A 20,211-nucleotide genomic window follows, 5' to 3' on the forward strand; every position below is an offset into this window, starting at 1 on the left:
GCTCCGCCCCGCCCGGGGGGGGCGGGCGCGGGCGGGCGGGGGGCCGGGCCCCCCCCCCCCCGCGCGCCCCCGCGCGCTCCCACAGGAGCATTCAGGCGGTTAGTGTTTGAAGGCTTCGGTCAGCCAGGCCTTCATCGCCGCATAGGCGCGCGTGGCCACCTTCGCGTCATAGCGGCAATTGCCGGTGCTTTCGGTGGCTTCCTTCTCCGTGAAGCAATGCACGGCGTTGCCGTAATCCACCGAGGCCCAGTCCGCTTTCGCGGCGCGCATTTCCGCCTCGAACGCGGCGCGCTGCTCGGGCGGCACGTTGGCATCGTCGGCGCCGTTGAGCGCCAGCACGTGGGTGTCGTGCAGCTTCGAGCCCAGCTTCGAGTCATCGGAAAGCAGGCCGTGGAAGGTCACGACCGCCGCGACATCCGCGCCGGTGCGCGCCAGATCGAGCACCGCCGATCCACCGAAGCAGAAACCGATGGCGGCCAGTCGCGCCGGATCGATCGGGGCATTCTTTTCCTGTGCCTTCAGCTCGTCGAACGCACGGGTGACGCGCTCGCGCATGAGCTTGCGATCACCGTAGAGCGGCTTCACCGCGGCGCCCGCTTCGTCCGTGTTCTTCGGCCGCGTATCGCCGCCGTACATGTCGGTCAGCAGGATCACGTAATCCTTGCCGGCGATGTCCTTGGCCTTCGCAATGGCCATGTCGTTGACGCCGAACCAGTTCGGGACCATGACCAGGCCCGGGCGCTTGGCCGTCACGGCATCGTCGTAGACCAGGAAGCTCTTGAAGGTCACGCCGTGGTCGGTCCACTGGACCGGCTTCGCGACCATGGCGGCATGGGCGCTACCCGCGGCGCCGAGGGCGAGGAGTGACAAGGCAAGCAAGCTGCGGCGCATCGGCGTTCTCCCTGGGGGTTGGTGGCCGAAGCATAAGGGAATGTAGGGGAATGCGGCGCTACTAGAGGCCAGCCGCGTGGCGGACCAGTTTGCGTTTTAGCGGGGTGATGCCGTCGACCAGGCGGACGCCGAGGCCGCGGGCGGTGACCAGGGGTGCGGCGGTCCAGCCGTAGATGCGCGCGAGGGCGTCGAACGAGCGTGCATCCAGCTCGTCGGCACTGCGGCGGCGACGGGCATAGCGGCGCAGCACGTGGGTCGCGGCGATGTCGCGGCCGGCGGCACGGGCATCGACCAGCGTATCGCGCAGCTCGGCCACGTCACGCAGGCCAAGGTTCACCCCCTGCCCCGCGAGCGGATGCACCGCGTGCGCCGCATCACCGAGCAACACCAACCGTCCGGTTTCATAGCGGTCGGCAAGATTCAAGCGCAGCGGGAACGCAGCGCGCCGGGTCACGCTTTCGATCGGCCCCAGACGGAAATCGCTGGCGACACCGAGCTCATTGCGGAAGGCCTCGTCATCGAGCGCGAGCACGCGCTGCGCCTCGGCTTCCGGCAGGGACCACACGATGGAACTGCGCCCATCGGCCAGCGGCAGGAACGCCAGTGGGCCACCGGGAAGAAAACGCTGCCACGCCGTGCGTTCATGCGGCCGCGCGGTGGCCACGTGCGCGACGATGCCGCGCTGCGCGTAATCGCGGCCATGCGTGCCGATGCCGACCATGCCGCGCAGCGGCGACGCCGCGCCATCCGCAGCGACCACCAGCTTCGCCGACAACACCTGGCCATCCGCAAGATCCAGCTGCGCGCGGTCCTCGCGCATGCTGTAGCCGGTGACTTCCGCCGGCACCACGCGGCGCACCCCTGCGTCGTCCAACGCGTGCCAGAGCACCGCCTGCACCAGGTTGTTCTCGACGATATAGCCAAGCACATCGCGGCCCTCGTCGGCAGCATCGAAGTGCAGCGTGGCGCCGTTTTCAGCGTCCCAGACCACCATGCGTTCGTAAGGCGATGCGCGCCCATCGCGGATGGCCGGCCAGACGCCGAGCTGGTCGAGCAGCTGGAGCGACGACGGCGCGAGGCCTACGACGCGCAGGTCCACGTCATGCGCGGCGGCCCAGGGCGCCGGTTCGCGTGCATCGACCAGTGCGACGCTGAAACCAGCACGTGCCAATGCAAGCGCAGCGGCGGCGCCCACCATGCCACCGCCAACGACGGCGACATCCAGCAACCCGCCACGGCGACGGGGCGCATCCATGTTCCAGTGGTCGCTCACGGTGTCTTCTCCCGCACGGCGAAAGGCGCGTTTTCGCGGAAGCCCATCCCGCGGCGGGTCAGCGCGTGGCGCAGCGGCGGCACGCGGTCCAGCGCCAGCATGGCCAGCGAGCGCAGCGGCCCGAGGAACGGCTGGTCGAGGCACGCGAGCCGGATGAGGCCGTGGCTCATCGCCATGGTGCCTTCGCGATCGGGGCTACGCCGGCGCGCGTATTCCGCGAGCAAGGCCGGCGCGCCGGGATCGCCACCTGCGGCCACCAGCTCGGCAAGGGTCAGGGCATCGCGCAGGCCAAGGTTGAAACCCTGGGCGCCGATCGGGTGCACGGTCTGCGCGGCGTTGCCCACGAGCACCGCACGCTGGGCAATCAGCGCTTCGGCAGCGACGCGGCGGATCGGGTACGGCACGCGCTTGCCGGGCCGGGCCAGCCGTCCGAGGCGCCAGCCAAAGCGGGCCTGCGCGAGGGCCGCGAATCCTGCATCGTCCAGCGCCGCGACCTCATCGGCGCGTTCGGCACCCACAGTGAGGACCAGCCCGACACGGCGCTCCGCGAGCGGCAGCACGGCCACCGGGCCCTCATCGGTGAAACGCTCGAACGCGCGGCCACGCGGGTCGCGCTCCGGGGTCATCGTGCTCACGAACAGGGCCTGCTCGTAATCGTGCTCGCGCGTGCCGATGCCGAGCTGGGCGCGAATACCGGAACCCGTGCCATCGGCGCCAACCACCAGCGGCGTGCGGACCTGCGTCGTACCGCCGGGCCCGGTGATGGTCGCCAGCCAGGCATCGTCCACCGGCTCGATCCGCTCGACCCGTGCCGGCGCCATGCGCGTCAGGAGCCGGCAGCTATCGAGCCGACGCAGCAGCGCCTCGCCGAGTTCGCGCGCGGGCAGGGTCCAGCCGAGCGCGTCCACGCCCTCGCTGGCGGCATCCATCCGAACGCTGCCGAAATCGCCGGCGCGACTCGTATGAATATGCGTGATCGGCGTCGCCCGGGCACGGGCAAGGTCCCATACCCCTATCGAGGCCAGGCCATTGACGGTGGCACGGGCCAGGGCCAGGTTGCGCTCGTCATAGCTGGGCTGGTCGCCCACGCGCGGCGCGGCGGCCTCCACCAGCATGGCCGGGATGCCGGCGGTATCCAGGGCGATAGCGAGGCTTGCGCCGACCAGGCCGCCGCCGACGATGAGGATGGGGGATGCAGGGCTCATGCGGCGCATCATAACGCCGCCACGTGCACGCACCGTGGGTGCGGCGGCCCGCCGCAGGCTAGAATCGCCCGATGGGTAACCGACTTTCGAAGATCTATACGCGTACCGGTGACGATGGCAGCACCGGCCTGGGCGATGGCAGCCGCACCGGCAAGGATTCCCTGCGGGTCGCGGCTTACGGCACCGTCGATGAGCTCAACAGCACGCTTGGCATGGTCATCGCCAGCGAGGGCACGGGTGAGGCGATCCGCGAGGTGCTTATCCAGGTTCAGCACGAGCTGTTCGATCTCGGCGGCGAGCTGTGCATCCCCGGCATGGCCATGGTGCAGGGCAAGGACATCGATCGGCTGGAAGAAGTGCTGGACGCGTTCAACGCCGACCTGCCCGCGCTGAAGGACTTCATCCTGCCCGGCGGCGGCATGGCCGCGGCCACCTGCCACGTGGCCCGCACCGTGTGCCGCCGCGCGGAACGCGAGGTGGTGGCGCTGGCCCGCGTCGAGGAAGTGCGCCCTGAAGCGCAGCGTTACCTGAACCGCCTTTCAGATTTGCTGTTCGTCCTGGCACGCATCCTGGCCCGCCAGAGCGGGCACGGCGAGGTGCTGTGGCAACACGAGCGCCGCCCGCGCGGCTGAGCGGGCGGTGTAAGCTCAAGGGTATCGGCACGGCGATCACCGCCGCGCCCTCGCCAGGGGTTCGAGCTTATGCGTGGAGTGCCATCGTGCGATGCAGGCGGCGATTCTGCTAAGTTGGCCGCCTTTCGAACGGACCAGACCCCGCCCGTGACGCCCCGCATCAGCATCCTGCCTAAACGCCGCCTGCTGGCGACCGCCGTCGCCCTCGTCGTCTCCGGCACCGCCTGGCAGGCCCAGGCACAATCCACCGCCGCCTCGGCGCCCACCGCTGTGAGCACGTCGCGCAGCCGCGAGGCGAGCGATGTAGTCACCTGCCCGCTCGGCTCGTTCGTGTGCGCACCGCGCCCGGTGAGCTACGCCATGTGCAGCCCCAACGCCATGCTGGACTTCTACGATCCCACGATCACGAAGGACACGACGCTGCGCGATACCGCCGTCACCGATACCGTGTCGAACATCAACGGTACCGAGGGCGTGAAGGTCGAGAGCCCCGAACCGAACATCTACCACATGACCGGCGGCGTGCGCCTGCAACGTGCCGACCAGGTGCTGCAGGCCGAGGACGTCACCTACAACGCGGATTCCACCGCGTACGACGCGAAAGGCAACGTCCGCTACCAGGAAGCCGGCATGCTCCTGCGTGCCGACCGCATGACCGGCACGACCACGCCGAACCAGGGCGATGCGGACAAGGTGACCTACCAGCTGCTGCAGTCGCGCGGCAATGGCGTGGCCGACCACGCGACGGTCACCGACCCGATGCACGGCCGCATGCGCATGGCCACGTACTCGACCTGCGACGTGGGCAAGCACCAGTGGGAATTCCGCGCCAAGACGGTGAACCTGAACAAGGACACCGGCGTGGGTGTCGCCCGCAGCGCGACCATGCGCTTCAAGGGCGTGCCGTTCATGTACCTGCCCTACTTCACCTTCCCGCTGGATGACCGGCGCAAGAGCGGCTTCCTTTACCCGACCTTCGGCTCGTCGAGCCATGCGGGTACGTACCTGTCCACGCCTTACTATTTCAACATCGCACCGAATTACGATGCGACCGTGACCCCTACGTACTACACCGAGCGCGGCCTGATGCTCGGTGCCGAGTTCCGCTACCTGCTGCCGACGTCGCGGGGCACGTTCAACGTGCAGTACCTGGGCAACGACAAGGGCCAGGACACCGACTTCTCGCAGTTTGGCGACCGTGGCGACGCGAAGCAGCGTTACCTCGCGCAGATCACGAATTCGACCAACCTGGGTGCCGGCTTCTCGCTGTACGCCAACATCAACCGCGCGTCGGATAACGAATACTTCCGCGATTTCGGCAACGACCTCTACACCTCGGCGGTCGGCATCCTGACCTCCAGCGTCTATGTGTCGAAGGGTGGCAAGTACTGGTCCTCGTCGCTGGGCGTCGATGCGTACCAGAACGTCGACCCGGGCCTGCCGAATTACGTGGAGCCTTACAAGCGCTGGCCGCGCGGCACGTTCAACGCCGAGGTCCCGCTGAATTCATGGCTTGACGTGGGTATCGACTCGGAGGCGGTGGCGTTCCGCAAGGCGAACCGCAATCCATTCGGCAACCAGCTCGATGGCAACCGCCTGGACCTCGCCCCGTATATCGCGGGTGATTTCGGCGGGCCGTTCTGGTTCATCCGCCCGCGCGCCGAATACCGCTTCACCGGGTACCAGCTGAAAAACGCCGACTACAAGAGCACGTTCCCGGACCGCACCCCGACGCGCTCGCTGCCGATCGCCAGCCTCGACACCGGGCTGATCTTCGACCGCCAGACCCATCTCTTCGGCTCGGATTACACGCAGACGCTCGAACCGCGCGTCTACTACCTCTACGTGCCGTACCGGAACCAGGAGAAGCTGCCGACGTTCGACACCAACGAGATGTCGTTCGACTTCTGGCAGCTGTTCACCACCAACCGCTTCGCCGGCGCCGACCGCCAGATGGATGCCAACAACGTCACCGCGGCGCTGACCACTCGCCTGCTCGATGACAACGGCGTGGAGCGGGTCTCGGCCAGCGTGGGCCAGATCCGTTACCTGAGCGACCAGAAGGTGCAGATGCCGGGCGTGCTGCCCACGGACTACAACGGCTCGAATTACGTGGCCCAGTTCGCCGTGCAGCTCAACGACAAGTGGCGCCTCAACAGCTCGTACCAGTGGAATCCGAACGACAAGCAGCGCGTCTACCCGAACCCCGATACAGGCCAGTATGGGTTCCAGGGCCACGACACCGACCTGGCCACCGTGCAGATCCAGCGCCGGATCAAGGGCGACGGCATCGTCAACTTCTCGTACCGGTACCGCCGGAACGTGATGGAACAATTCGACACCTCCGTGGTCTACCCGGTGTCGGAGCGCTGGCGTGCCCTGGCGCGCTGGGTCTTTGCCCGCCGCGACATCGTGCCGGTCACCCTGGACAACGGGGCCTCCTTCACCACGTTCACGTTCTCGCACCGGACCCTGGAAGCCGCCGCCGGCGTCGAATACGACAGCTGCTGCGTCGCCTTCCGCATCCTTGGCCGCCACTACGTCCAGGATTACACCCGCCGGACGAACAACGCGATCATGTTTGAGCTGGAATTCAAGGGGCTGGGCTCGCTGAATCCTCAATCGGGCCAGTACCTGCGGCGTGCTATCCTTGGCTATCAATAAATGGGGCAGGCGCCCCGGGCTCCCTATTCGATGAAGCAGATCCTCGTTTACTCCGTGCTCGCCGCCGCCCTCCTGGCGGCCGTGCCCACCGCCCACGCACAGCTGATGCCGCAGGCCCAGGGGGCCAGCGGTGCCAGCGGCATCGCCTGCCCGGGCGCGCTGGACTGCATCGTCGCGGTGGTGGAAGAGGACACGATCCTCAAGAGCGAACTGGATGCCGCCATCGCCGCGGTGACCAAGCAGTACGCCCAGAACCCGGGCCAGCTGCCGCCCGCGAACATCCTGGCCCGCCAGGTGCTCGATCGCCTGATCCTCATGAAGCTGCAGACGCAGCGCGCCGCCGACCAGAACATCCACGTCACCGACCAGGACGTGGACCAGGCCGTCGCCAACGTGGCCCAGCAGAACAAGATGTCGGCCGACCAGCTCCAGCAGGCGGTCACGCAGGATGGCATGAGCTGGCAGGGCTTCCGCCAGCAGATCTCCGACCAGCTGATCACCCAGAAGCTGCACGAGAGCGTCGTCCGCGACCAGGTCACGGTCACCGACGCCGAGGTCAACAACCTCCTCGCCAGCCCGACCTACAAGGCGGGCGAAGTGCACCTGGCCCACATCCAGGTCAGCACCCCGGCCGAAGGTGGCGCGAACGATATCGCCGCCGCCCAGGCCAAGGCGGAGAAGGCCATCGCCGACATCAAGAGCGGCAAGGATTTCAACGCCGTCGCCATCCAGTATTCCGATGCGCCCGACGCGCTCGACGGTGGTGACCTCGGCTGGCGCCGCCTCGACGAAGTGCCGCCGGCCTTCGCCGATGCCGTCGGCTCGCTCAAGCCGGGTGAATCCACGCCTGCGCTCCGCGGCCCCACGGGCTTCCACATCCTTAAGCTGGTCGATACCCGCCAGCCGGGCCGCCAGGTCGTCACCGAGTACCACGCGCGCCAGATCCTGATCAAACCGTCGGAGATCGTCACGCCGGAGCAGGCCGAGAAGAAGGCCCAGGACATCTACACCCAGGTCACCGAGAAGAAGGGCGACTTCGCCAAGCTGGCAAAGGACGACTCCAAGGACACCACCACGGCCAATGCCGGTGGTGACATGGGCTGGTTCCAGAAGGACGCCTGGGGCCAGGCCATCGCCACCCAGCTGGATGGCCTGAAGGAAAACGAAGTCTCGAAGCCGTTCCAGACCGATGCCGGCTGGATCGTGATGCAGTTGCTGGGCACCCGCCAGAGCGACGTCACCGAGGAATCGCAGCGCAACCAGGCCCGCCAGGCCATCGGCAACCGCAAGGCCGACGAGGCCTACGAGAGCTACCTGCGCGAACTGCGCTCGTCGTCCTTCGTCGACATCCGCGTGCCGGAACTCAAGGATCCGGACGACAAGCAGGCCTCGGCGACGACGCCCGCCTCCAACTAAGGGCATGAACGCGACCACCCTGCCCAGGCTCGCCGTCACCGCCGGTGAGCCTGCCGGGGTCGGTCCCGAACTCCTTGCCCGCCTGGCGGCCAGCGACCTGGCCGCCGATCTCGTTGCCATCACCGATCGCGGGCTGCTCGAGCAGGCTGCCGCCGCGTGCGGCGTAGCGCTACAGCTCAGCGACGATGACGGCCAGCGCCTCACGCACCGCCCCGCGGGCCACCTGCGCATCCGCCATGTGCCGCTCGGCGCCCCGGCGCGCCCCGGCACACCGGACCCCGCCAACGCCCACCACGTGCTCGAGATGCTCGCGATCGCCGCGGATGGCTGCCTTTCGGGGACGTTCGATGCCGTGGTCACCGGCCCGGTCCAGAAATCCAGCATCAACGAAGCAGGCATCGCCTTCAGCGGCCACACCGAGTTCTTCGCCGAGCGCGCAGGGGCCGAGGTGGTCATGATGCTCGCCAGCCCGGAACTCCGGGTGACCCTCGCGACCACCCACCTGCCGCTCGCCGCCGTGCCTGCCGCGATCACCCCGGCGCTGCTCGAACGCACCCTGCGCATCGTGCACGGCGCCCTGCGCGAGCGCTTCGGCCTTTCCCAGCCGCGCATCGCGGTGCTTGGCCTCAACCCGCATGCGGGCGAGGGCGGGCACATGGGCCGCGAAGAGCTCGATACGATCATCCCGCTGCTGGAGCGCCTGCGCGGCGATGGCATGGACCTGATCGGCCCCCTGCCCGCGGATACGGCCTTCGTGCCGGCCATGCGCCCGCGCTACGACGCGGTGCTGGCCATGTACCACGACCAGGCCCTCCCGGTGCTCAAGAGCGAAGCATTCGATCGCACCGTGAACGTCACGCTCGGCCTCCCCTTCATCCGCACGTCCGTCGACCACGGCACGGCGCTCGACCTGGCCGGCACCGGCCGCGCCGATCCCGCCAGCCTGTTCGCCGCCACGCGCCTCGCCATGGATCTCGCCCGCCCGCGGGCCGCCGTATGAACGCACGCCCCAAAAAGAGCTTCGGCCAGCACTTCCTCCACGAGAAGCGCTACATCGAGCGCATCGTCTCCTCCATCGCGCCGAAGGATGGCGACACCGTCGTCGAGATCGGCCCCGGCGAAGGCGCCATGACCCTGCCGCTGCTGGCCGTGGCGAAGAAGCTGACCGCCATCGAGCTCGATACCGACCTGATCCCGGGCCTGCAGGAACGCGCGGCGCCCATCGGCGACCTGCGCATCGTGCATTCGGATGTGCTCAAGGTGGATTTCAGCGCGCTGGCAAAGGAACTGGGCGCGGAGCGCCTGCGCATCGCCGGCAACCTGCCCTACTACATCTCCAGCCCCATCCTGTTCCACTGCGTCGAACACGCCGCGGCGATCCAGGACATGCATTTCATGCTGCAGAAGGAAGTCGTCGACCGCATGGCCGCCGAGCCGGGCAGCAAGGTCTACGGGCGGCTCAGTGTCATGTTGCAGCTCGCCTGCAAGGTCACCCCGCTGTTCGTGGTGCCGCCGGGCGCGTTCCGGCCGCCGCCGAAGGTCGATTCCGCCGTGGTGCGCATGGTGCCGCTCCTGCCCGAGCAGTTGCCCAAGGGCGACCCGGCGAAGATCCACGCGGTCGTGAAGGCCGCGTTCGCCATGCGCCGCAAGACCCTCTCCAATACGCTGAAGGGCCTGGTCGACGAGGCCACCATCCGCGAGCTCGGCATCGACCCGCGCGCCCGCGCGGAAACGCTTGCGCCCGCGGATTTCGTCAAGCTCGCGAACGCGACCTGAACAAGATCAGGGCATACTTGCCCACCCCCTCCGCGTCCCACACAATCGCTGCATGAACTCGAAAAACCCCTACACGATCGACGTGGAGGTCGAAACCCGCTTCGTACCCGACCAGTCCCAGCCCGGCGATAACCGCTACGTGTTCGCTTACACGATCACGTTGCGCAACGCGGGCGCGACGGGCGCGCAGCTGCTCGGCCGCCACTGGGTCATCACCGATGCCAACGGCAAGGTGGAAGAAGTGCGCGGCGATGGCGTGGTGGGCGAACAGCCGTGGATGCGTCCGGGCGATACCTACGAATACACCTCGGGCGCCGTCCTTGAGACCGCGGTCGGCACCATGGCCGGTTCGTATCGCATGGTGGCCGATGACGGTACGCACTTCGATACGCCGATCCCGGCCTTCGTCCTCTCCATTCCCCGCACGCTGCACTAGGACTGACGCATGGATAGCGCAACCGCCCCCGGCGGCGACATGAAGCGAGCAACCTGATGGCCGTCTACGCGATCGGCGACGTCCAGGGTTGCTACCCGGAACTCCAGCGCCTGCTCGAGAAGCTGCGCTTCGACCCCGCCGCCGACCAGCTGTGGTTCTGCGGCGACCTGGTCAACCGCGGCGGTGAATCGCTCGCGACGCTGCGCCTCATCCACTCGCTGCGCGAGCGCAGCATCATCACGCTTGGCAACCACGATCTCTCGTTGCTGGCCATCGGCCAGCGCCGCGAGGATGCGCAGCAGCGGGTGAACCCCGAGTTGCGCGAAGTGCTGTTCGCGGACGATGCGCCGGTGCTGCTCGAGTGGCTGCGCATGCAGAAGCTGCTCCACCACGACGAAGCGCTGGGCTGGACGATGATCCATGCGGGCCTCGCCCCGCTGTGGACGCTACGCCAGGCGCAGCGTGCGGCGCTGGAGGTCGAGCGCGAGCTCGGCGGCCCGCGCCACCAGCGCCTGCTGAAGAACCTGTTCGGCAACCGCCCCGCCGCGTGGAACAACCGCCTGCAGGGCGTGGAACGCCACCGCGCCACGATCAACACGCTCACGCGCATGCGCTATTGCGATGTGAACGGTCGGATCGACTTTGAAGGCAAGGATCGCCCGGGCACGCAGAAGCCGGGTATGTACCCGTGGTTCGAAGTGCCGGGCATGCGCCGGCGCGAGACGAAAATCGTCTGCGGCCACTGGTCGGCACTCGGCCGTTTCGCGGGCCTGGGTATCTATGCGATCGATACCGGTTGCGTGTGGGGCGGCCAGCTGACCGCCATGCGCATCGACGAGGAAGAGCCCCAGTACATCACGGTGCAAGCCGAATCCTACCGCCAGAAACCCAAAGGCGGCGGCGACTAGGTTACCGACCGCGAATTCGACTACGCCACCGCGTGCTGGCTCTTTCGAGTGCTGCTAATGAGAGCCGCCTTCGGCTTCGCACTGAACTGACTTGGCCAGCACTCCAAACGATGGCCGAGCGGGCTTTGCCCGCCCGGCCATCTCGCTCACGGCACTCGCCCCAGGGGCTGAGCGTCAAGGCCCCGCCTTTTCCGCTTTCAGAAATCAACCGATGCAACAAGGCACACCGTGGGACACGTCATGGATCGATGCCATCCCAAAGCGTTGTGATAATCCGCGCGTTGACGTCTAGCGTACGAATCGTCCCGCCCCGTCGTTGCGACCGCGAATATCGCTCGTTTCGGAAAAGATCGATGAATTCAAGATTCCTTATAGACGTCGCGACCTCATTCTCGTCGAGAATCCAATGCGCTATTTCCAACGTTGCTTTCGCGACCTCAGGCTCCACCCTTTCGTCTTTGCAGTTGATATAAATGAACTTCGTCACACCCCGCTCGACGACGCAGAGATCTGCCGAAAGGCGCAATTCCAGATCGTCGATGCGGGCGTACAACTTGGGTAGCGGTACAAGGATCAGCGAACGCTTCATAACGTCGCTTTGCAAGAACTGCTCAAGTACGCGAGCGTTATGCATCCGCTGGGCGGAATTCGAGATCCGCGCGACAGCGGCCCGGGCATCGGCGATCGCTGCCACGCCACGACCAACAAGATCACGTATCGCCGTGAGAGCAACTTGGTAGTAGGGCTGCTTGAATATTTGAGGGGCTTGTCTCGGGTACTTCTGCTCGCGCAGTAATTGCACCTGCTTGTATGCAGGCAAACCCAGAAAAAGTGCTGCGCTGCGCGCGGACAGTCGTGGACCGGGCATGCTTGGAACTGGAGAAGAGAGAATAGTATTCATCGGAGCCTCGCTTAGCTGGAATCGGAGCGGGCTGCCGCCCGCTCCGGGCGACTGTCACTTCTTGCGCGGTCCATGTGCCCTCGGAGCATTGTTCTGCTCCTTCACAGTGGTTGCCTTGTGAGTCGACGCGAACTGCGGAGTTACGAATCGACCGGACTTTGCGCTTCGATACTGCGTGACCTTCTTGCTCATGATTACCTCGCGTAATTGTCGAATACTTCAACAAACGCTACGCAAAGCACTTGCTCCAGCGGATTGACGAGCGCAAACGCAGATCAATACAATGTCCCGTCCGCCAAGACAGGGCTCTGGAAGTACGTGCCCGCATAGTGACCAGTTCGCTACGGCTCCTCCTTTCAGTTCTCTTCAAAGTTTGAGACGCCCCGCCTCTAGCGGGGCGTTTTTTTTTGCGCACCGTACTCTCGATTTAACAAATTGGCAAGCGATAACAGGGAGTGCCAGTAGATACTACATATCGAGAATATCAGGGGCTGAGACCCAACATGTTGGGAATGGCTGTGGATAACTTCCATAGCAGACCAAGCCACGATCTCTCGACTCGCAAGATTTCACCCTTGCGAAGTAGGGAACCTGAGGTGGCCAGTCCATAGCGACATGCAATCAAGGGAGGGCGAGTCGCAAATAGAATGCGCAGTGGCTGGCAATGCGGTCCGAATCCCACCGCGAGAAACCAAAAGGTCACGGCGACCAAGCCCCCCGCCCTGTAGGAGCGCGCTTGCGCGCGATGCTCTTACACACTGCAGACTGGGCTCGCAAATGCTCTGAATACAGCGCTACTTCACAGCGCCGATAAAACGGTTGTTGACGTACACCTTCCCCCCTGACCTCAACTCGAAGACCAAGGGTTTCACATTGCAGCGTGGGCCATCATCCACGTTCAACGTGACCGAGAGCGAATCCGTTGATTTTGCGAATTGGGGGTGGCCAACGAACTCGTCGGTCGTCATCCAGACATAGCCTCCGATCGGCGCTTCGCCGAGGTCGCCCGCGCGGGCATAAACGAGCGCCAACGCATGGCGCCTGTCCCGCTGAGGGTGATCTTCCTCATCAAATCGAACGAATGAGATGGAGCCGGGCGCACCTTGGACTGAGACTTCCGGCAGCAGTCTCCCGACGTCCTGTAACGGAACCTGATGGACCGGCGTGACGGTGAAGGTCTGGCACGGCTCGGACCGTTCAGTACCTGCGTTGTCGGCCTGAATCGAGACGCAGAACAGTAAGGCCAGCAGGCTAGGGAGCAGATAAGCGCGCGCACGGTGAAGATGAGCCATGTCGATCCTCGTGATCGCGCGCAAGCGCGCTCCTACAACAGCGGGAGTTGGCGAAAAAGTATGGCGGGCTAGTGCCGGCAGAAGCCGAGGGGTGACCGCGACTAATCCGCCACGTCATCGGGTTCGCGGTGGAGATCGTCCGGATCACGCAGCAGCGCCTCTTTGGCAAATGTCTCGATCAGGTCGAACACGCGTGGCTCCGTATGAACCTGGAACTGGTCCCGCCGCCTCTTCGACACGACACCGTTCAAGTCCAGCGCGCTGCGTACCAGGACAGCCAGGTCGCTGCCCCTGACATCCGCCTGCTCTGTGACCTTACGAGTAACGTAGTCGTAGCGCTCCAGGTACTCGACATTTGTGCGTAGCTCGACTGCGAGCGCTTGCTCGGCCATGCGGTAGGTGAACTCCACCGCACGCGTCGCGTCCCAGTATCGGTACATCTCGTAGCGCGCGCTGCCGACGTACTTGTATTCGAAGCGCTCGCCGTCTCCCCAGACGACTTGCCAGCGCTCGCGCGCCGGGACAGAGAATGCCTTGAGTGCGTCGAGATACTCATTCTCGTGCTTCTTCATCGCGACTGAGATAGGGAGAATCAGACCGCTTCCCAAGGCTCCGGATTGGCACAGCGCGTGGTGGATCAGGAAGCGACTCAGTCGTCCGTTGCCATCCATGAAAGGATGGATGAAAACGAAGCCGAACGAACTGATGGCGCCAGCAACGAGCGGATCGATGGTGGCAGGCATGCAGTTGGCGAACGACATCATGTCGTCCATCAGCTCTCCGACGATATCGGGCGGTGGCGGCACGTAGGTGACGCCTGCGGCACCAGGAAGCGCGTTCGCCAGGTGATTCTGTTCCGTCCGAAAACCCACGGCGCGATCTAGCGGATTAGAAATCGTCGCCTGTTGCAGACCGGTGAGGTATTCCTCCGACAGAGGGGTTTCCTTGTGAGCGGCGTGGAGCAAGGCCACGAAGGCGTTTTGCCGCGCTTCGCTCGGGATCTCGTGCTCGATGGCGAAGCTCGATTTCGTTTCGCTCAGGTAAGCAAAGCTCAGTGCTCGCTCTCGAATTTCGCCTGTCAGGCTTTCAGCATAGGCACGCACGCGCCCGGGCACGTCAGAGGCCATGGCGTGTTCGACCGATGGCGTGCGCTCGACCGTGGCGCACCAGGCCGTCGTGCCCAAGCCATTCCAGTTCACCCTCCAGAAGGGCATGTTTATGCCGTCGGGCTGGGTGACAAACCGGCCGGGGTCGAAGACGTCGACCACTGCACCGGTACCAGCCGGCGCGCCTTCCAGGCGTCGGCCATGGGCCTCCTCCCAAAAGAACCCGAGCTGCCGCGTGTAACGGCCACCCGGGGTGCGCTGGACCTCGGCCAGAACGTCGTTGCCTGATAGCTTGCGCATGGCTTCCATGAGCAAGGCCAGCTCCATGCCTTCGTGCTTCAGTGCGAAGAGTACGTGCTGGATGGGATCGTCGGAATGCGGGGCCATCCGTTGGGGCACGGCCAGATGATCCACATTCCGCGTGAGGCGCGTGGTGGGCTTGATCAGGGCGGGGCGGACCGGGTCAAAGGAGGTCAGGCCCAGCTTTTCTTTGAGAAACGCGTATCCGACCGACATTTTCTTTTCCTGGCCTGCATTTTTTTTACAAAACTGCCATTGACCGCATTTTTCTTTACATAGAAGTTAGCGTCAAGCGCTCCGTTGCTATCTCTTCTTTACCGGGACGGCATTTTCTTTACAGGACGGCAAACTTCCGTACTTTTCTTTACACGAGGATCGCCACGCGCCGCTCTAAGGCACGGCGTGCCGGCTTGTGCATCACGAAACGGGGCGTGTCGACTCGGAGACGGTCAGGCCCTTGGGGGCGACATGAGCGGAGGGCCTCCGGGCGGCACGCTATTCGCGACACGGAAGCTACGGCCCGGTCCGAAGGTCCGCGACTGGCGGCCCCAAGGGCCTGGCCGTCACCGCCCCCAGCGGACGTCCAGCCTAAGGCGGCGTAAGCCGCTCAACACATGCATTCGCGGCTGCGAATGAACCGATCACAGGGCGTGGTGCAGCGGTCGCAAAAAAAAACCCGCCTTTCGGCGGGTTTTTTTCATCAGGTCAGCTGACCGTGGCAGTGCTTGTACTTCTTGCCCGAGCCGCAGGGGCAAGGGTCGTTGCGGCCGACCTTCGGGCCATCGGCCACGTTGGTCGGGACGGCTTGGTCGGCCACGGCATTGTTGCCGCCCGCAGCCATCGCCTGCGCGTCGGCATGCTGGAACTGCAGGCGCTGGGCATCCGCCGCGCGCTGCTGTTCCGCTTCCATCGCCGCCACTTCTTCCTCGCTGCGGATGCGGATGCGGGCAAGCATCTGCACCACTTCGGTCTTGATGCGGTCGAGCATCTCGGAGAACAGTTCGAACGACTCGCGCTTGAACTCCTGCTTCGGCTGCTTCTGCGCGTAACCACGCAGGTAGATGCCCTGGCGCAGGTAATCCATGCTGGCGAGGTGCTCCTTCCACGCGTTATCCACCACCGAGAGCATCACGTGCTTCTCGAGCGAACGCATGGTCTCGGCACCGACCTGGGCTTCCTTCTCGACGAACAGCTGGTCCACCGCCTGGCGGACGTGCTCCATGATCGCCTCGGCGTCGGCTTCCTTCTGGCCTTCCAGCCAATGGGCCACATCGAGGCGCAGGTTCAGTTCGCTGGCCAGTTCGCGGTCGAGGCCGGCGATATCCCACTGGTCGTCGATGCTGTCGGCCGGCACGAAGCGGCGCACCAGGCCTTCCACCACGTCGGCGCGGATGTCGCCGACCATGTCGGAGATGTCTTCGGCTTCGAGCAGTTCATCGCGCTGCGCGTAGATCACCTTGCGCTGGTCGTTGGCGACGTCATCGAAGTCGAGCAGGTTCTTGCGGATGTCGAAGTTGTGCTGCTCGACCTTGCGCTGGACCTTCTCGATCTGGCGCGTGATCAGGCGATCTTCCAGCGCCTCGTCTTCCTTCATGCCGAACATCTGCATCCAGCGGCCGATGCGCTCGCCGCCGAAGATGCGCATCAGGCTGTCCTGCAGCGACAGGTAGAAACGCGACGAGCCCGGATCGCCCTGGCGGCCCGAACGGCCACGCAGCTGGTTGTCGATGCGGCGGGATTCGTGGCGCTCGGTACCGATGATGTGCAGGCCGCCCGATGCGAGCACCTGCTCGTGGCGCTGCTTCCACTCGGCGCGGAGCTTCTCGCGATCGGCATCGGTCGCTTCCGGCGGGAGCGCGGCCAGTGCGGCCTCGATGCTGCCGCCAAGCACGATATCGGTACCGCGGCCGGCCATGTTGGTGGCGATGGTCACGGAACCCGGCGCGCCGGCCTGGGCCACGATGTGCGCTTCGCGCTCGTGCTGCTTCGCGTTCAGCACTTCGTGCGGGATGCGCTCTTTCTTGAGCAGGCCCGAGACCAGTTCGGACACGTCGATCGACGCGGTACCGACCAGCACCGGCTGGCCCTTCTCGAAGCATTCCTTGATGTCGGCGATGACCGCCTTGAACTTCGCATCCGGGCCAAGGAAGACCATGTCCGGGTTGTCCTTGCGGACCATCGGCTTGTGGGTGGGGATGACCACCACTTCCAGGCCGTACACCGACTGGAATTCGTAGGCTTCGGTATCCGCCGTACCGGTCATGCCGGCCAGCTTCTTGTACATGCGGAACAGGTTCTGGAACGTCACCGTCGCCAGGGTCTGGTTCTCGCGCTGGATGGGCACGCCTTCCTTCGCTTCCACCGCCTGGTGCAGGCCATCGGACCAGCGGCGGCCGGCGAGCGTACGGCCGGTGAACTCATCCACGATGATGACTTCGCCATCGCGCACGATGTAATCGACGTCGCGCTGGTAGATGGCGTTGGCGCGCAGCGCCGCGTTCATGTGGTGGACGACGGCGAGGTTCTTCGAATCGTACAGGCCGCTTTCCGGCTCGATGACGCCGGCCTGGCGCAGCAACTGCTCGGCGTGCTCCATGCCCTCTTCGGACATGTGCACCTGCTTCTGCTTCTCGTCGACGTAGTAGTCGCCGGCGGCTTCTTCGGTTTCCTGGCGGGTCAGGTGCGGGACGACCTTGTTCACCGCGATATACAGCTGCGGGGAATCCTCGGCCGGGCCGGAGATGATCAGCGGGGTACGCGCTTCATCGATCAGGATCGAATCGACCTCGTCGACGATGGCGTAATGCAGGCCGCGCTGGTAGCGCTGGTCCTTGCTGAGCGCCATGTTGTCGCGCAGGTAGTCGAAGCCGAACTCGTTGTTGGTGCCGTAGGTGATGTCGGCGGCGTAGGCGCCACGCTTGTCGGCGTGGTCCATGCCCGGGTACACGACGCCGACCGTCAGGCCGAGGAAGTTGTACAGCTTGCCCATCTGCGCGGAGTCGCGGCGGGCCAGGTAGTCGTTCACGGTGACGACGTGGGTTCCCTTGCCTTCCAGCGCATTGAGGTACACCGGCAGCGTACCGACCAGGGTCTTGCCCTCGCCCGTGCGCATTTCGGCGATGCGGCCGCCATGCAGGACCATGCCGCCGATCATCTGCACGTCGTAGTGGCGCATGCCGAGCACGCGCTTGGCGCCCTCGCGGGTGACTGCGAAGGCTTCCGGCAGGATCTTGTCCAGGGATTCACCGGCGGCGATACGCTGGCGGAATTCCTCGGTCTTGCCACGCAGGGCGTCGTCGGAAAGCTTTTCGAACTCCGGCTCGAGGGCGTTGATGCGCTTGACCGTCTTGGAAAGGTCGCGCAGCACGCGGTCGTTACGGCTGCCGAAAATGCTCGTCAGGGCACGATTGAACATCGATCATCCGGATCTGAAACAAAAGGGGATTGCCAGCAAGAGCAAAACCTTACCGGCACGAAGGGACGATCATACTACGGGCGCCCCACAACATGCCTTTTAATGGCGGCGCCGGGCCGCCGTTCAAGGCTGTCTCAGCGGTGGCTGCGAACGAAGGCCAGCGGGTTGACCACACGGTCGTGGTACCAGACCTCGAAATGCACGTGCGAGCCGGTCGAGCGGCCCGTGGAGCCGGCCTTGGCGATCACATCGCCCACGTGGACGCGCTGGCCGACCGTGGCCACCAGCTTGCTGTTGTGGGCGTAGCGGGTCATGTAACCGTTGCCGTGGTCGATCTCGATCACGTCGCCGTAGCCGCTGCGCTGGCCCGCGAAGGTCACCATGCCCTCGGCCACCGCGGTCACCGGGGTGCCGGTGGGCGCGGCGATATCGATGCCGGTGTGACGGGCGCTGTGGCCGCTGAAGGGATCGGGCCGGCCGCCGAAGAAGGAGGAGATGTAGCCGTTCACCGGCATGCCGGTGGGGCGCAGGCTGGATTCGATCTTGCGATCGAGCAGCAGGTCGTTGAGGGCCTGGAGCTGCGCCTGCTGGGCATCGAACTGCCCCGCCAGCTCATCGATGCTCTGGTTCAGCGCGACGGGCGCCATCGCGCCCTCGTCCTTGCCGGTGGTGAGCTCCGGACCGCCCTGGCCTGGGTCTTCATTGAAATTGAACTCGCCGTCGTCGAGCTTGCCGACCTGGGTCAGGCGCTCGCCAAGGGCGTTCAGCCGCACGGACTGGGCCTGGAGCTGGCCCAGCTTCACCGCGAGCGCATCGATATCGCGCTGGGCATCGGCCTTGACCCGGGCGATGCGTGCATCGGCGTCCGTGGTGGCGACGGTGTGGCTGCTGGGGCGTGCGATGGCCAGGGCCAGCGCGGCACCCATGCCGGCGATGCCGATGGCACCGGCGACCGCCATGATCGCGAGCTTGCAGCGCATGCGCCGGCAAGCAAGGTTTAGCGTTTTCGGGCCTTTATGGCCGCGTGGTACGAGTATGATCTGCATACGTTCTTCATCGAATAAGTTTCAGCCGGTCCATGCCACCGCCGTACCAGCCAACCCGACCGAGAACGCGTGGACTCAAGTCCATCGCGGATGTCGGGCCTGTCGCCAGGCTCGCCCAGAGGGCTCGCGAGCTCGACACGCTGGACCGCCAGCTGCGCGCGACGCTTCCTGCACCGTTACGCGAGCACGTCCGCTTCGCGGACCTTCGCGACGGCCGGCTCGTCTTCCTTGCGCCCTCGTCGGCCTGGGCTTCGCGGGTGCGCCTGTACCAGGCGCAGATCCTTGAAGCTGCCCGCGCCATTGGCGCGAAGGCCTCCTCGGTTGCCGTGAAAGTGGCCCCCCTGCCGGTCGAGCCACCAGGCCCCGACCCGCTTAAACCGCTTTCCACCGGGGCGGCCCGTCATCTGAGGGCTGCCGCGGCGTCACTCTCCGATCCCACGTTGCGGGATCTCTTCCTTGATTTGGCCTCCGTGGCCGATAAGCCTTCTGATTCCGATACTTAATGTTCCGCCCATGCGGTACGTAAGTACCACCGGATCACCCGGTGGGCGGACTTTATAGCACGCATGTACGTTGGGAACACCTAAAGTGCACGTAAAGTTCACGGTTGTGACGCCGGTCACCCGATGGCCGGGCATTGCCGGTTAAGACTTTACGTAGAGGTACTTAGGCTGTTTCGATCGGGCTCGCCTTCGGCTGCGCGGGGCTCGGCCTTTGGCCATCGCGCTAGCGCTCTGACGTCTCTGGAAAGAGCCCTTGGCGCCCACCCTCGCTGCTCAGACAGGTCCTCGTCGTTCGAAAGGGAGTGCCCCTCCGGGGCATGTGTACTTATTGCCCTACGGGCGCGAACCGGCAGCCTGCGGAACTCGCCTCGAGGGTGGGCACCAAGGGCTCTCGGACGCGCTGAGGTCGATTGCAGGAAAGCCTTGCTCTCGTAGGAGGCCACCCTG

The 20,211-nt window shown here is 65.4% G+C and carries 16 protein-coding genes; 8 read left to right on the forward strand and 8 right to left on the reverse strand.

The window, feature by feature from the left end:
• Nucleotides 1-99 precede the first annotated feature (99 nt).
• The 3 genes from ACZ6YI_RS02955 to ubiH form a co-directional block, all read right to left on the reverse strand.
• Nucleotides 100-891: a dienelactone hydrolase family protein gene (locus ACZ6YI_RS02955; RefSeq protein ID WP_465777347.1), complete on the reverse strand. Its 792-nt coding sequence runs from the start codon at nt 889-891 to the stop codon at nt 100-102.
• A 61-nt stretch (nt 892-952) separates the two neighbouring features.
• Nucleotides 953-2,146, reverse strand: coding sequence for a UbiH/UbiF/VisC/COQ6 family ubiquinone biosynthesis hydroxylase (locus ACZ6YI_RS02960; RefSeq protein ID WP_465777379.1), 1,194 nt, complete (start codon nt 2,144-2,146; stop codon nt 953-955).
• A 14-nt stretch (nt 2,147-2,160) separates the two neighbouring features.
• A complete protein-coding gene (gene ubiH / locus ACZ6YI_RS02965) occupies nt 2,161-3,378 on the reverse strand; it encodes a 2-octaprenyl-6-methoxyphenyl hydroxylase (RefSeq protein WP_465777348.1) in 1,218 nt (405 codons plus the stop codon).
• Nucleotides 3,379-3,440: 62 nt separating this feature from the next.
• Between ubiH and ACZ6YI_RS02970 the strand changes: the two genes are divergently transcribed.
• From ACZ6YI_RS02970 to ACZ6YI_RS03000, 7 genes are all read left to right on the forward strand, one after another.
• Complete coding sequence (locus ACZ6YI_RS02970) at nt 3,441-4,001, forward strand: cob(I)yrinic acid a,c-diamide adenosyltransferase (protein ID WP_465777349.1); 561 nt, start codon at nt 3,441-3,443, stop codon at nt 3,999-4,001.
• A gap of 147 nt (nt 4,002-4,148) precedes the next feature.
• Nucleotides 4,149-6,665: an LPS-assembly protein LptD gene (locus tag ACZ6YI_RS02975; RefSeq protein WP_465777350.1), complete on the forward strand. Its 2,517-nt coding sequence runs from the start codon at nt 4,149-4,151 to the stop codon at nt 6,663-6,665.
• A gap of 30 nt (nt 6,666-6,695) precedes the next feature.
• Nucleotides 6,696-8,081 (forward strand): peptidylprolyl isomerase, encoded by a 1,386-nt coding sequence (locus ACZ6YI_RS02980; RefSeq protein WP_465777351.1) that lies wholly within the window; start codon nt 6,696-6,698, stop codon nt 8,079-8,081.
• A gap of 4 nt (nt 8,082-8,085) precedes the next feature.
• Complete coding sequence (pdxA, locus tag ACZ6YI_RS02985) at nt 8,086-9,081, forward strand: 4-hydroxythreonine-4-phosphate dehydrogenase PdxA (protein WP_465777352.1); 996 nt, start codon at nt 8,086-8,088, stop codon at nt 9,079-9,081.
• On the forward strand, nt 9,078-9,857 hold the full coding sequence (gene rsmA, locus ACZ6YI_RS02990) for a 16S rRNA (adenine(1518)-N(6)/adenine(1519)-N(6))-dimethyltransferase RsmA (RefSeq protein ID WP_465777353.1): 780 nt from the start codon (nt 9,078-9,080) through the stop codon (nt 9,855-9,857). Before pdxA ends, rsmA begins: the two co-directional genes overlap by 4 nt.
• A 52-nt stretch (nt 9,858-9,909) precedes the next feature.
• The gene (gene apaG / locus ACZ6YI_RS02995; RefSeq protein ID WP_465777354.1) at nt 9,910-10,293 is read left to right on the forward strand and encodes a Co2+/Mg2+ efflux protein ApaG; all 384 of its coding nucleotides are present in this window, start codon (nt 9,910-9,912) and stop codon (nt 10,291-10,293) included.
• Nucleotides 10,294-10,349: 56 nt separating this feature from the next.
• Nucleotides 10,350-11,201 (forward strand): symmetrical bis(5'-nucleosyl)-tetraphosphatase, encoded by an 852-nt coding sequence (locus tag ACZ6YI_RS03000; protein WP_465777355.1) that lies wholly within the window; start codon nt 10,350-10,352, stop codon nt 11,199-11,201.
• 238 nt (nt 11,202-11,439) lie between these two features.
• On the opposite strand, the gene ACZ6YI_RS03005 is transcribed toward ACZ6YI_RS03000, so the two are convergent.
• The 5 genes from ACZ6YI_RS03005 to ACZ6YI_RS03025 all read right to left on the reverse strand — a co-directional run bounded on the left by ACZ6YI_RS03005 (nt 11,440) and on the right by ACZ6YI_RS03025 (nt 19,261).
• On the reverse strand, nt 11,440-12,102 hold the full coding sequence (locus ACZ6YI_RS03005; protein WP_465777356.1) for a hypothetical protein: 663 nt from the start codon (nt 12,100-12,102) through the stop codon (nt 11,440-11,442).
• 794 nt (nt 12,103-12,896) lie between these two features.
• Nucleotides 12,897-13,418, reverse strand: a complete 522-nt coding sequence (locus tag ACZ6YI_RS03010) for a hypothetical protein (RefSeq protein WP_465777357.1) — start codon at nt 13,416-13,418, stop codon at nt 12,897-12,899.
• Between the two features lie 77 nt (nt 13,419-13,495).
• Nucleotides 13,496-15,016, reverse strand: a complete 1,521-nt coding sequence (locus tag ACZ6YI_RS03015; RefSeq protein WP_465777358.1) for a Fic family protein — start codon at nt 15,014-15,016, stop codon at nt 13,496-13,498.
• A gap of 484 nt (nt 15,017-15,500) precedes the next feature.
• Nucleotides 15,501-18,215 (reverse strand): preprotein translocase subunit SecA, encoded by a 2,715-nt coding sequence (gene secA / locus ACZ6YI_RS03020; protein WP_465777359.1) that lies wholly within the window; start codon nt 18,213-18,215, stop codon nt 15,501-15,503.
• Nucleotides 18,216-18,349: 134 nt separating this feature from the next.
• The gene (locus ACZ6YI_RS03025) at nt 18,350-19,261 is read right to left on the reverse strand and encodes a M23 family metallopeptidase (protein ID WP_440326825.1); all 912 of its coding nucleotides are present in this window, start codon (nt 19,259-19,261) and stop codon (nt 18,350-18,352) included.
• A 32-nt stretch (nt 19,262-19,293) separates the two neighbouring features.
• On the opposite strand from ACZ6YI_RS03025, the gene ACZ6YI_RS03030 reads away from it, so the two are divergent.
• The gene (locus tag ACZ6YI_RS03030) at nt 19,294-19,764 is read left to right on the forward strand and encodes a DciA family protein (RefSeq protein WP_440326827.1); all 471 of its coding nucleotides are present in this window, start codon (nt 19,294-19,296) and stop codon (nt 19,762-19,764) included.
• Nucleotides 19,765-20,211 lie beyond the last annotated feature (447 nt).

It is taken from the genome of Luteibacter sp. NPDC104163, from assembly GCF_055584245.1.

Excerpts from the sequence above, each read along its gene's own strand:
- pdxA (WP_465777352.1), top strand. The coding sequence starts at position 8,086 with ATGAACGCGACCACCCTGCCCAGGCTCGCCGTCACCGCCGGTGAGCCT.
- ACZ6YI_RS03025 (WP_440326825.1), bottom strand. The coding sequence starts at position 19,261 with ATGCAGATCATACTCGTACCACGCGGCCATAAAGGCCCGAAAACGCTA.
- ubiH (WP_465777348.1), bottom strand. The coding sequence starts at position 3,378 with ATGCGCCGCATGAGCCCTGCATCCCCCATCCTCATCGTCGGCGGCGGC.
- ACZ6YI_RS02980 (WP_465777351.1), top strand. The coding sequence starts at position 6,696 with ATGAAGCAGATCCTCGTTTACTCCGTGCTCGCCGCCGCCCTCCTGGCG.
- rsmA (WP_465777353.1), top strand. The coding sequence starts at position 9,078 with ATGAACGCACGCCCCAAAAAGAGCTTCGGCCAGCACTTCCTCCACGAG.
- ACZ6YI_RS03000 (WP_465777355.1), top strand. The coding sequence starts at position 10,350 with ATGGCCGTCTACGCGATCGGCGACGTCCAGGGTTGCTACCCGGAACTC.
- secA (WP_465777359.1), bottom strand. The coding sequence starts at position 18,215 with ATGTTCAATCGTGCCCTGACGAGCATTTTCGGCAGCCGTAACGACCGC.
- apaG (WP_465777354.1), top strand. The coding sequence starts at position 9,910 with ATGAACTCGAAAAACCCCTACACGATCGACGTGGAGGTCGAAACCCGC.
- ACZ6YI_RS02955 (WP_465777347.1), bottom strand. The coding sequence starts at position 891 with ATGCGCCGCAGCTTGCTTGCCTTGTCACTCCTCGCCCTCGGCGCCGCG.
- ACZ6YI_RS03030 (WP_440326827.1), top strand. The coding sequence starts at position 19,294 with ATGCCACCGCCGTACCAGCCAACCCGACCGAGAACGCGTGGACTCAAG.
- ACZ6YI_RS02960 (WP_465777379.1), bottom strand. The coding sequence starts at position 2,146 with ATGGATGCGCCCCGTCGCCGTGGCGGGTTGCTGGATGTCGCCGTCGTT.
- ACZ6YI_RS03015 (WP_465777358.1), bottom strand. The coding sequence starts at position 15,016 with ATGTCGGTCGGATACGCGTTTCTCAAAGAAAAGCTGGGCCTGACCTCC.
- ACZ6YI_RS03005 (WP_465777356.1), bottom strand. The coding sequence starts at position 12,102 with ATGAATACTATTCTCTCTTCTCCAGTTCCAAGCATGCCCGGTCCACGA.
- ACZ6YI_RS02970 (WP_465777349.1), top strand. The coding sequence starts at position 3,441 with ATGGGTAACCGACTTTCGAAGATCTATACGCGTACCGGTGACGATGGC.